The following is a 9,311-nucleotide window of genomic DNA, read 5'->3' as shown; positions in this document are numbered from 1 at the left end:
GAAATTATCAAAGTTCTGTTGCTTTAGCCTGTATATTTTTATGGCTACCTTTATAGGGTTAATTATGAACAGTAAATGTCAACAGACCCTAAACGTTTAGGCAGGACACTATGGAAAAAATGGTCAGGCTATCATCGGCGAAGTTTGGTTGAAACTAAGATGCACTGCATTAAATTATTAGGAGATAAACTCAGCGCAAGGAGTTTTGGTAGCCAAGTCAATGAGATCCATGCACGTGTAGCAGTCCTTAACAGATTTACGGAATTAGGTCGACCACTTACCCAAGTTACGCCTTAAATTTGACTCAATTAGGGGCGCTTTGCATTTCAAATCTTTGTGCAACAAAGCCCAATCACAGTGATCGTTTCTACCAGCTCCTAGGTCAAGTTATGCCTGATTGGGAAGTAGTTAAGGAAAGATTAGAAAATATGGCAGTGAAGTTTTTTGAATAAACTTAACATACATAAACTATTAGTGTAGTAAAACAATTAATTTAAGTGAGATTTGTAGTGATAATGATTTGAAGATGGTTTGTATTCTGATTTTGGTCTGCTAAATGTGAAATAGATAGCTATAAAATTAATCTCATTCTCTACTTATAATTAAAAAACTTGGCTCACACTAAATGAGTCGATTTTAATGTTGGTGATAAATGAGATAATATCGAAAATCTTCAAGTAAAAAAGTCAAGTCGATTTCCTAGAAATTTTATTAATTTCTTAAATGTCACAAGATTTTTTTCATCCAAACTGGTAATTCAGAATTCTTTAATTGTTGATACTCTTTTTCAGTCAATTGTTCTTGAATTGTATTTATTACTTGTTGATCAACTAATTTTTTGTCTAAAAAATACAGTGCTGAAATTGCCAAACCAACATTCGTTCCAGCATGCTGAAGTATTCTAGAATCCTTTGTATGTATAAATTTTACAGTCCCATTAATGAACCTCAACTTTCTTGAGTAGCCACTGGTATAAAAAACTTTAATAAATGGAACTTGTTTGCTCAATCTTAATCGATTACAAGCCCAACCACCGTGTAATTGTATTGTTTCAGCATTTCTTTTACATAAAAAATCAATAAGCAAATTTAAATCTGGAGAAATAGGTTTTCCTTTCAAAAGGTGACTAAATGTCGGCTTAAAGTAAATTCCTTTACAAGCTCTAATGATAATTTTTTCATGAATGACACGATTGATTGCAGATTGAATAGCTGATCTTGAATAGTCTGAAATTATTAGACAATCGATTGAAAAAATACAACTTTTTTTCATTTCAGCTATTTTTGATCGAACATATGCAATTGCTGTTTTTCTGGAATTCTGACACTTCGACATTAATATATTTAACAATACTTACATTTTTGTGTAAAGCTGTTTGAATGAATTACCGAAATACTGAAACTTACTCCTTGAAAGTAAGATTATTTAAAGTTGTTCTTTTATTTTTTTAGTCAATTTGGAAGACTTTCGTAAAGTAATAGGCATTTTTACATCTAAAATACCTCATTAAAATACATCGATTGTAAAGCTACATTTATTAAAAACTATTATTAAGGTATCACAGACAAATAACTGATGTGGGTCTAGGATTTTAGACCACGCCTATAAGTGATAATCTACTCCCCAATAAGCATGGGAAATGCTTGTTTTTGGAGTCAACCATGACACGAAGAAAACGTCGTAATCATTCAGCAGAGTTTAAAGTTAAAGTTGCTCTCGCAGCAATTAAAGGCGACCACACACTCGCTGAACTTTCTACTCAATTCGATTTACATCAAAACCAAATCATCGATTGGAAAAATCAACTGCTTGAGCAATCAGTCAATATTTTTTCACGACCAACAGCACAACTAGAACCAGAGATTGACCTCAAAGCTCTACATGCCAAGATAGGACATCAGGCATTGCAAATTGATTTTTTAGAAGGTGCGCTCAGAAAAATAGGGCAGCTGAGCGGCAAAAAATGATCGATAAGACCCATCAACTTTCGGTACGACAACAATCGCAATTGATTCAAATCAATCGCAGTACGTTGTATTTTGATGTGATTCTAGGATTTTAGACCACGCCGGCTTTGTTGCACAAACCTATCTGTAAAGGGTTTTTCAGCGATATAATTTTCAAATGAAGAAGCCTACACACAAAATCTACCGCACAACCAATTGGCCCGCATATAACCGAGCACTCATGAGTCGCGGAAATATTGCCATTTGGTTTGATCCTGCTACGCAATGGTATGCGCCATCAAAAGGCAAACAAGGGCGAAATCAAACCTACTCCGACGCAGCCATCCAATGCTGCTTAATGATTAAATTCTTATTTCGTCTGTCTTTACGTATGGTCACTGGCTTTGTGCAAAGTCTGATTAAACTTTGCGGATTAAATTGGATAGCTCCAGATTACACCACGCTTTGTAGAAGACAAAAGCATATTGATATTGTAATCAGCTACCAAAAAAGTAGCGATGGGCTGCATCTACTCATGGACTCTACAGGCATGAAGTTTCTAGGTGAGGGCGAATGGAAGCGCAAGAAACATGGACCTGAATATCGTCGCCAATGGCGTAAACTACATATTGGTATAGATGCCAAAACCCTGCAAATACGAGCAGTTCAGCTTACAACCAATAATGTCAGTGATTCACAGGTGCTTGGTGATTTACTTAATCAGATTCCACAAGATGAGCAGATTAACTCTGTTTATACCGATGGAGCTTATGACACCAAGCAATGCCGTCAGGTCATTGCAGATCGGCAAGGGCATGCGGTGATTCCACCTAGAAAAAATGCGAAACCATGGAAAGATACAAAGAGTAGCTCGCTAGAGCGAAATGAATTACTTCGAACAATTAAACGTTTAGGCAGGACGCTATGGAAAAAATGGTCAGGCTATCATCGTCGAAGTTTGGTTGAAACTAAGATGCATTGCATCAAATTATTAGGAGATAAACTCAGTGCAAGGAGTTTTGATAGCCAAGTGAATGAGATCCATGCACGTGTAGCAGTCCTTAACAGATTTACGGAATTAGGTCGACCACTTACCCAAGTTACGCCTTAAATTTGGCTCAATTAGGGGCGCTTTGTATTTCAAATCTTTGTGCAACAAAGCCCTGTACAAGTACAATATAGCTTAAAATATTTAAAGCCAATCACTAAAAATCATACCAAAGTAATACGGCACATTTTTAGAGACCTGTAGTTGCAAGTTTTACTCCAAATCCACAAAATAACAAACCAATAGATGCCACACTGATTGCAGTAATTTTATAACGATGATTAAAGTAGCTGGCTAATTTTACACCTGAAAAAATTAATAGAGATAAATAGCTCATACTTATGATTTGTAAGACAGTCGCAAGAATAGTGAAACTGAGTGATGGATAAGGATAATTTGGATCCACAAATTGTAGAAAAAAGGATAAGTAAAATAAAATTGCTTTTGGATTAATTAGGCTAATTAACAAGGCCGTTTGATATGGCTTGATACTTTCATTTTTAGTAGATTGATTGGCTATCAATTTAGAAATTTGAGGTTGTGGATGCCAAGTTCGATAAGCAGCAATCAAGAGTTTTACGCCAAGGTAACCTAAATATAGCGCTCCTATAAGCTTTAAAACAGTAAATAACCACGGAAAAGCATGCAATAACGACGCTGCACCTAAAATGGTAAGAATAATTAAAATTAAATCACCACTAAAAACCCCAAAGGCTGCTAAATAACCAGTTTTAATACCGTAACGTGATGCAATAGACATGACATAAAGTGAGTTTGGCCCAGGTAATAATACAATTAAAGTCGTGCCAATAATAAAAGTTGTTAGATCAGTAATTCCAAGCAAAATAAACTCACAGACTCAAAAGCCGATTCGGCATAACGTTAACATCAATTAAAAAATTTATTAAACAAAGAATTAGTATAAACCATTCATTAAATTAAATTTTCATCTAAATACTAGCAAGGATTTAGTCAAACAGTTGATCATCTTTAACTTCATTTGATAATTAAGTAAAAATGCGTTGATGGTAGATAACTCAATTACATTCCTATCAACGCTTATTAATTATAAAAACTAAATGCTACAACCATCAATACCGCAGCTTTGACCTTCAGTAGCCGTTATTTCACTCTGCTTTTCTGTCCATACCTGCTCTAAAACACTTAGAAAGGTTTCTACAGATTGAGCACCACTGATTGAATATTTATTGTTTATAACAAAAAGTGGAACGCCACTAGCACCTATTGCATGTGCGTTTGCTTCATCTTGTAGAACACCTTGTTTAAACAAATCATTGCTAAAGACACTTTCCGTTTCCTCACGGGATAAGCCTATTTCAGTAGCAAGTTCAACCAACTCCTTACGATCAAATATAGACCGACCTTCTGTTACACTTGCCATGAATAACTTTTCAGCAAGTATCTCACCTAAACCTTTTTGCTGTGCTAGCTTTACTACGGCATGTGCATCTAAAGTATCGCCAAAAAGCATAGTATCAAAGTTATAGATTAGTCCTTCCGACTCACCTGCACTCTTTACTTGGCTCATCATCGCTTCTGCACCATTTTTTCCTCCAAACTTTTTATACAATGCTGCTTTAAATGGTTCAGGCACATACTTATTAGCAAGGCGGTAGCTATGATATCGAACGATCACATGATCCTTGTGTTCAAAAGCATCTAATCCTTTTTCAAATCTTTTTTTAGCAATCCAGCACCACGGACAGATAAAATCGGACCACACATCAATGGTTATTTGTGGGAGTAGTGTTTTCATAAATACCTCAGTAATCTTGATTAGATGTTGTATGAGCAAAGATCTTTTAAGCCTAGCCATAAAAATGGCTAGGCAATCATCTGCTTACTTCACTTCATAATTCGGATAATCTGTATATCCTTTTTCTGGAGAACCACTCACACCGTAATACGTTGTGCGATCACTTTCTGCCAAAGGCCAATTATTCTGCATCCGCTCTACTAAATCTGGGTTAGCAATATACGGAACACCGAAAGCAATTAAATCAACGTCACCTTTTTCCAAGGCAGCTTCGGCACTTTGTCGATTAAAACCTCCTGCGGCAATAATCGTGCCCTGAAAAACTTTACGGAATAAAGTTTTAAAACTCTCAGCTTCAATAGGTGCTGTTTCATAAGTAGGTTGATAGTACAAATGAACGTATGCTAATTCACGTTGCCCAAGAGCCAATGCAATATTTTTCCACGTGTCAGCTTCCCCTTCATAAGCTGCAAGGTCATAAATACGTCCAAATGGTGAAAGACGTACAGCAACTTTATCATTACCAATTTCTTGCGAGATAGCATCGATCGTTTCAAAAAGGAAACGTTGGCGATTTTCAACAGAGCCACCATATTCATCGGTACGGTTATTTAATTCAGTACTGAGGAACTGATCAAAGATAAATCCATTTGCGGCCATAATTTCTACGCCATCAAAACCAGCCTCTATAGCCAGACGTGCAGATTTAACAAAATCTTTAGTGACACGTTTAACTTCTTCAGTTTCTAGTGCTCTAGGAATGCTTGGTGTAACCGCACTAGGTTCTCCAGAATCAGAATACGCAAATACTGTAGTGTTAGTTGCTGGAATAGTTCCAGATGATACTGGTGCTTGATTTTCAGGTAGCACTGAAACATGTGACATTCGTCCCACATGCCAAAGTTGAGCAAAAATACGTCCACCTTTTGCATGCACTGCATCTGTAACTTTGCGCCATCCATGCATTTGCGCTTCATTATATAAACCTGGGGTATATAAATAACCACGCCCTTCTTCTGATACAGGTAAACCCTCAGTAATGATTAGACCCGCTGAAGCTCGTTGAGAGTAATAAAGTGCAACTAGCTCATCTGCCACATCATTTAATGTCCGAGTACGGGTCATTGGTGCCATTACTACACGGTTTTTTAATTGAATATCCGCCAAATTATGGGGAGTGAATAATTTATTCATCATATACCTCAAGAAAGATTTACAAATAATTTAAGCAATTTCTTTGACCACACTCATCAATCTGACAATGAATGACACAGGTCGATAACCTGTTTCTAAAAGATACAAAAATTCGTATTTTGTTATCCCTATTGCGCAACAGATAAGATAGTGACACTATATCAACCAACTAATAGGTAGGCAATAGTATTTTTAATATTTTATTCCTGAGTTTTACTTATTCATACTCAAAATCGATTAAATATTATTTAACTTATTTAGTGTTCGATATCTATCAGCGAAAAAAGGAAACCCTAAAATGCGTAAATTACTTCCCTTTAATGAAGATAACTTCCACAACATTGGATGGAAAGAAGGTTTGGCTGTGGTACGTTTTCACGCACCTTGGTGCCCGCCTTGCCATAGTAGTGAAAATTTATTTAATGAATTTGCAGAACATATAGAGAGTAATGTAACTGTTGGAGTGGTCAATGTTGATCAATCACCAGTTTTAGCAAATCGTTATGAAATATGGGGTTTACCTTCTGTACTCATGTTTAAAGATGGACAATTAATTCAACGTATCGTAGGCGTAAAGCCCTTAACGGATTATCAAAACGCGTTAGAAGAGCTAATGAAATTAGATTCAAACGGTTTTGAAGATATTGATCAAGAAACAATAGGCTCACTTTGTCTAACAAATTCCAACAGCCATCCCGAATGATTTATTCAGATTAATTTCAAGTGGTGCTTGACATTTGGAATTAGTCTATATAATCTACAAACCAACTAGTAGGTAGATTGAATTAAATAATCAATTATTGAGGTTTTCCATGAGTGAACAACAATTTAAAGGTCAGAAACTTCTTGTCATTGGTGGTACGAGTGGCATTGGTTTAGAAACAGCACAGAAAGTCGCTGAACAAGGCGGTACAGTCGTCATCGTCGGGAATCGTGCAGATAAAGCCGAAGCAGCGCGTAAACAATTAGTTGCTATAACAAGTGAAGATCAAGTTTTTGCACTAACAGCTGATTTATCAAATTTTGATAGCGTTCAAAATCTAATTAGCAAATTAAATAGTGAACATAAAGACATTAACTTATTAGTTAACTCAGCTGGAATTTTTTACCCTAAAAGTTTCCTAGACCACTCATTGAGTGACTATAACAATTTCCTCGATTTGAATCGCGCTTTCTTCTTTATTACTCAACAAGTTGCAGCATCAATAGTTGCGCAGAATAAAACTGGATCGATTGTAAATGTAACTGCCGTTGCTGCACGTCAGGCTATTGAAACTGTTACGGCATCGGCTTATTCAATGGCAAAAATGGGATTAGAGGCTATGACTCGGCATGTTGCAGCAGAACTTGCTGAACATGGCATTCGAGTAAACGCTGTTAGCCCTGGCATGGTAGAAACTCGTATTTTTGAACGATTTATCCCTAGTGATCAACTAGATAGTGCTTTGCAGGATTTCAATAGTTTTCATCCATTAGGAAGAAATGGAACTCCACGTGATGTCGCAGAAACTATTGTATTTCTCCTTTCGGATAAAACATCTTGGGTGACTGGTTCAATTTGGGATGTAGATGGTGGTGTCATGGCATCACGAAAACTTGGTAAATAACGCTTAAAAATTGTAGAGGTACTGAAAATGAATGGTGAATGGACTAACAAATTATCTGCACTTGTTAAAAGCGTAGGTAACTTTGCAAAAACAAATAAACCTGTCGCTAATGCGTTTCATAACTTAGAAGTTGCGACACGAGAAAACAAAGTATTGGATGCAAAAACACATGAGTTGATTTCTTTAGCAGTCGCAGTAACGACTCGCTGTGATGGTTGTTTAACGGCTCATGCTGCTGCTGCAAAAAAAGCTGGGGCAACAAAAGAAGAAGTCGCTGCTGCATTGGGAACTGCAATTGCTTTAAATGCTGGAGCAGCCTATGTCTACTCGGCAAGAACCTTAGATGCTTATGACGAGTTATAAATCATAGGGCTTGATTTTTATACAACTGTACTCACTTGGGTTATTCATTTACCCAAGTTATCTAAATTCAAATATAGAGATATTTTCATATGAAAAATACAATCAACGGTATTGATGTAGATGCTTTCCAACAGTTTGCGGAGGGCGTTAGCCAAAACCCTAATACATCAAAAGCTAGCTTTAATGTAGAAACTCGCTGGGCAGGTCAAACACGTTCTGTTTCAACGATTAAGTCCTATGAACTTTGTGGAAAAACATACGAGCGTAATTTCCATATTGCCGCAGATGAACCAACTGATATATTAGGAACTGATACAGCACCGAATCCACAAGAACTGTTAATGGCAGCTCTTAATGCTTGTATGACTGTTGGATATGTTGCAATTGCGGCATCAAAAGGAATCACTGTTAATAAATTAGAAATCAACACGACTGGTGAACTTGATTTACGTGGTTTTCTCGGTCTAGATGAAACAGTTAACCCAGGATATGATGAAATAGAATATAGCGTTTTTATTGATGCGGATGCTACGCCTGAGCAGCTAGAAGAGATTCACAATGCAGTGATTCAAACATCTCCGAATTTTGCGAATTTATCACGTGCAATTCGCATGAAACCTAAGCTTGTAGTCGTTCAAAAGTAAAGTAATAAGGGAGCATACGTACTAGCTGAGGTTTCTTTACTATCAGTGATATCATAGTATGCTCCCCCTCATATTTTCGTACAGGTAAAAGCCATTATGTCTATTGATACCAGAGCATCATTAATTAAATCGGCTGAGTATATGTTACGGTCTAAAGGCTATGCTGCATTTAGTTATGCTGATTTGGAAAAAGTGGTCGGAATCAAAAAAGCGAGTATTCATCACCATTTTCCAAAAAAAGAAGATCTTGGTGCAGTCATTATCGAGTCATATATACAGCAGTCTATTCTAGACTTCGAGAGAATAGAGCAAGATTTTCCGAATGCCTTTGGCCGTCTATGCGCATTCGCTTCTCTTTTTAGAGCAGCAATGTCAGATGGAATGCTGCCCTTATGTGGTGCGCTTGCAGCTGAAATGGCCGCATTACCAGATAAGTTACAAGTGCTGACTCGCCAATATTTTGAGATCCAATTAAAGTGGATTAAAAAAATTATTGATGAAGGAGTTGCATGCAGTGAATTATCTTCTAAAGGTGACACACACCAAAAAGCTTTTCAGATTTTAAGTTTATTGGAAGGCAGTAGTTTTGTTCGATGGGCTATGGATGACGGTACAGAACTAGATCCAGCTATTATTCGCAGTATTGTTAACGCCCTCTAAATCACTTTACATTTTAAGTAAACATAAACCTAATGGCTTTGTTGCACAAACCTAGCCTATAAGGTTTATTCA

General features: G+C 36.7%; 11 protein-coding genes and 2 pseudogenes. 9 read left to right on the top strand and 4 right to left on the bottom strand.

The window, feature by feature from the left end:
• Window positions 1–90 precede the first annotated feature (90 nt).
• Window positions 91–297, top strand: a pseudogene (locus tag AXW61_RS17525) (IS5/IS1182 family transposase); the annotation flags it as partial.
• Between the two features lie 2 nt (window positions 298–299).
• The gene (locus tag AXW61_RS17520; RefSeq protein ID WP_240487465.1) at window positions 300–452 is read left to right on the top strand and encodes a YgjP-like metallopeptidase domain-containing protein; all 153 of its coding nucleotides are present in this window, start codon (window positions 300–302) and stop codon (window positions 450–452) included.
• Between the two features lie 274 nt (window positions 453–726).
• Here the strand turns inward: AXW61_RS17520 and AXW61_RS12245 are convergent, their stop codons facing one another.
• A complete protein-coding gene (locus AXW61_RS12245) occupies window positions 727–1,335 on the bottom strand; it encodes a DUF6088 family protein (RefSeq protein WP_062034499.1) in 609 nt (202 codons plus the stop codon).
• Between the two features lie 326 nt (window positions 1,336–1,661).
• Between AXW61_RS12245 and AXW61_RS12240 the strand changes: the two are divergent.
• Together AXW61_RS12240 and AXW61_RS12235 are read left to right on the top strand one after the other, a co-directional pair.
• Window positions 1,662–2,041, top strand: a pseudogene (locus AXW61_RS12240) (IS3 family transposase); the annotation flags it as partial.
• Between the two features lie 83 nt (window positions 2,042–2,124).
• Entirely contained in the window at window positions 2,125–3,057 is a 933-nt protein-coding gene (locus AXW61_RS12235) for an IS5-like element ISAba12 family transposase (RefSeq protein ID WP_062034497.1), read from the top strand.
• Between the two features lie 127 nt (window positions 3,058–3,184).
• Here the strand turns inward: AXW61_RS12235 and leuE are convergent, their stop codons facing one another.
• The 3 genes from leuE to AXW61_RS12220 form a co-directional block, all read right to left on the bottom strand.
• Window positions 3,185–3,838: a leucine efflux protein LeuE gene (gene leuE, locus AXW61_RS12230; protein WP_062034496.1), complete on the bottom strand. Its 654-nt coding sequence runs from the start codon at window positions 3,836–3,838 to the stop codon at window positions 3,185–3,187.
• A 231-nt stretch (window positions 3,839–4,069) separates the two neighbouring features.
• On the bottom strand, window positions 4,070–4,771 hold the full coding sequence (locus AXW61_RS12225; protein WP_062034505.1) for a DsbA family oxidoreductase: 702 nt from the start codon (window positions 4,769–4,771) through the stop codon (window positions 4,070–4,072).
• Window positions 4,772–4,855: 84 nt separating this feature from the next.
• Window positions 4,856–5,968 carry an alkene reductase gene (locus tag AXW61_RS12220; RefSeq protein ID WP_228132313.1) on the bottom strand — a complete coding sequence of 371 codons (1,113 nt, stop codon included), beginning with the start codon at window positions 5,966–5,968 and terminating at the stop codon, window positions 4,856–4,858.
• Between the two features lie 295 nt (window positions 5,969–6,263).
• Between AXW61_RS12220 and AXW61_RS12215 the strand changes: the two genes are divergently transcribed.
• From AXW61_RS12215 to AXW61_RS12195, 5 genes are all read left to right on the top strand, one after another.
• Window positions 6,264–6,668: a thioredoxin family protein gene (locus AXW61_RS12215; RefSeq protein WP_025095515.1), complete on the top strand. Its 405-nt coding sequence runs from the start codon at window positions 6,264–6,266 to the stop codon at window positions 6,666–6,668.
• 109 nt (window positions 6,669–6,777) lie between these two features.
• Window positions 6,778–7,572 (top strand): SDR family oxidoreductase, encoded by a 795-nt coding sequence (locus tag AXW61_RS12210; RefSeq protein ID WP_025095516.1) that lies wholly within the window; start codon window positions 6,778–6,780, stop codon window positions 7,570–7,572.
• 27 nt (window positions 7,573–7,599) lie between these two features.
• On the top strand, window positions 7,600–7,935 hold the full coding sequence (locus AXW61_RS12205) for a carboxymuconolactone decarboxylase family protein (RefSeq protein ID WP_025095517.1): 336 nt from the start codon (window positions 7,600–7,602) through the stop codon (window positions 7,933–7,935).
• An 89-nt stretch (window positions 7,936–8,024) separates the two neighbouring features.
• Window positions 8,025–8,579, top strand: a complete 555-nt coding sequence (locus AXW61_RS12200) for an OsmC family protein (RefSeq protein ID WP_034120175.1) — start codon at window positions 8,025–8,027, stop codon at window positions 8,577–8,579.
• Window positions 8,580–8,675: 96 nt separating this feature from the next.
• Window positions 8,676–9,239, top strand: coding sequence for a TetR/AcrR family transcriptional regulator (locus AXW61_RS12195; RefSeq protein WP_025095519.1), 564 nt, complete (start codon window positions 8,676–8,678; stop codon window positions 9,237–9,239).
• Window positions 9,240–9,311: the final 72 nt, after the last annotated feature.

Origin of the sequence: Acinetobacter sp. BMW17 (assembly GCF_001592855.1) — a bacterium.
Lineage (GTDB): Bacteria > Pseudomonadota > Gammaproteobacteria > Pseudomonadales > Moraxellaceae > Acinetobacter > Acinetobacter johnsonii.
The sequence above is the reverse complement of the archived record's forward strand: the minus strand, read 5'-3'. Positions and strand labels throughout refer to the sequence as shown.